At 64.5% G+C, this 1610-nt stretch carries 3 protein-coding genes; 2 read left to right on the top strand and 1 reads right to left on the bottom strand.

The annotated features are described in order from the left end of the window. Positions 1–255, bottom strand: a 255-nt coding sequence (locus ABD243_RS12725; protein ID WP_344366240.1) for a putative quinol monooxygenase, incomplete at its 3' end; no start/stop codon positions are given. Between the two features lie 309 nt (positions 256–564). Between ABD243_RS12725 and ABD243_RS12730 the strand changes: the two genes are divergently transcribed. Together ABD243_RS12730 and ABD243_RS12735 are read left to right on the top strand one after the other, a co-directional pair. Continuing rightward, complete coding sequence (locus ABD243_RS12730; protein WP_344366243.1) at positions 565–1044, top strand: DUF6325 family protein; 480 nt, start codon at positions 565–567, stop codon at positions 1042–1044. 1 nt (position 1045) lies between these two features. Next, positions 1046–1201 carry a hypothetical protein gene (locus ABD243_RS12735; protein WP_167467810.1) on the top strand — a complete coding sequence of 52 codons (156 nt, stop codon included), beginning with the start codon at positions 1046–1048 and terminating at the stop codon, positions 1199–1201. Positions 1202–1610 lie beyond the last annotated feature (409 nt).

Here is a 1610-nt window from a genome sequence, read left to right on the forward strand (position 1 = left end):
CGGGGCGGCCAGGAGTTCTCCCAGCCCGCTCGCGCCGTCGCCCGCGCGCCAGGTGCGATAGGCGGCGTCGTGTTCCAGCGACGCCCACTGTTCGACCACGAGAAAATGTGCCGGATCGTTGCTGTCGACGAGCACGTCGACGCCGAGGCAGCCGTCAAAGGCCCGTGTGTCAGTCAGAATTTCGCGGAGTACCGCCGGTGCTGTGGGCACGGCTTCCGGTTTAAGTTTCAAGTCAAGGTGGGCTGTGACGGGCATGGCGCTCCAATGTTCGCAGGTGGGCACAGGACACAACCGGGCCGGATGCCCGGAAATGACGGCACGGGGACCGCTGCCCCTACCTTGGAGGCAACAGCCAGGGCGCCGGGCATGTTCCCTCTGCCTTGTTTCTTCGGCGCTGGACCAGCGTCTTCTTCCGCGGCCAAACGCCCGAACGCCGGCTATACCGACCCCCTGCGAGAGGTCACCCGGTGCGGGTGAGGCGCCGCCCCTCCCCGGGGGCACAGAATGAAGCTGCGGCGGTCCGTCGGATCGCATACTACCCAAGGAGAAATGGAGGTCATACTCATGGCTGACACATTCGATGAACTGGGGCCGGTGGACTGGCTCGTCGTGGAGTTCCCGGGTCCCAACTTCGGCAATGGCCAGGTCGCCCCGTTCCTGGAGGACCTGGTCCAGCGCGACCTCATCAGGGTGCTCGACATGGTGTTCCTGAGGAAGACCGAGGACGGCACCCTCGAGACGGCGGAGATCTCCGACCTCGACCCGAGCGAGCTCGGCGAGGTGCGCACGGCCGAGGCCGACCTGGCCATGGTGCTCTCAGAGCAGGACGTCATGGACCTGGCCGAGACGATCGCGCCCGGCCACTCCGCCGCGGTGCTCGTCTGGGAGAACCAGTGGGCTGCCCCGTTCGGCACGGCCGTCCGCAAGGCCGGCGGCCAACTGGTGGCCAGCGGCCGGATCCCGACCCAAGCCGTCATCGCCGCCTTCCAGGCCGACGCCGACGCCGAAGCCGAGTCCTCCGAAGAAACGAAAGAAGGAGCCTGACATGCCACTGGCAGCACGACGCAGGCGCAGGACCGCCGCCGCCGTCGGCGGGGCCGTTGTGGTCGCCCACGGGATCAACCGTCGCGGTGACCGACGTGAGGACCGCCGTGATGACCGCGGCGACCGCCGGGAAGATCGCCGCGACCGCCGCGACTGACACCCGCAGGTGCGCATGACCCTTCCGGGGTCATGCGCACCGTACACGACACTCACATTTTTGGGCCCTGTTTTTGGGCAGCCCCTATTTTTGGCCAGCCCCTATTTTTGGGCAGCCCCTATTTTTGGGCAAAGGGGAAGCCCCATCAGCGTTAGCCGTTGGTGGGGCTTCGACTTTTCGATTGTCACGTGACGTCTTAGACAATCTGGCGGGATCCTTAGATTTCCAGGTCTTCCTACCTCGTCACTGGTAGCCATCATCTGACTTTGCCGAAGGCTGCGTCGGATAAGTGTCACTGGATCTTTGGTTCCTGCGTCCCTCTTCTTTCGAAGTGGGTAAGTTCTATTGTTCTCCTCGACCCCGCCATGCACAAGAGGCCGGCAAGAATTACATCGCAGTAATTCTTGCC

The sequence above is a fragment of the Arthrobacter humicola genome (assembly GCF_039531445.1).
Lineage (GTDB): Bacteria > Actinomycetota > Actinomycetes > Actinomycetales > Micrococcaceae > Arthrobacter > Arthrobacter humicola.

Bases quoted from the DNA above. Each gene is read 5' to 3' on its own strand.
- ABD243_RS12735 (WP_167467810.1), top strand. From the start codon at position 1,046: ATGCCACTGGCAGCACGACGCAGGCGCAGGACCGCCGCCGCCGTCGGC.
- ABD243_RS12730 (WP_344366243.1), top strand. From the start codon at position 565: ATGGCTGACACATTCGATGAACTGGGGCCGGTGGACTGGCTCGTCGTG.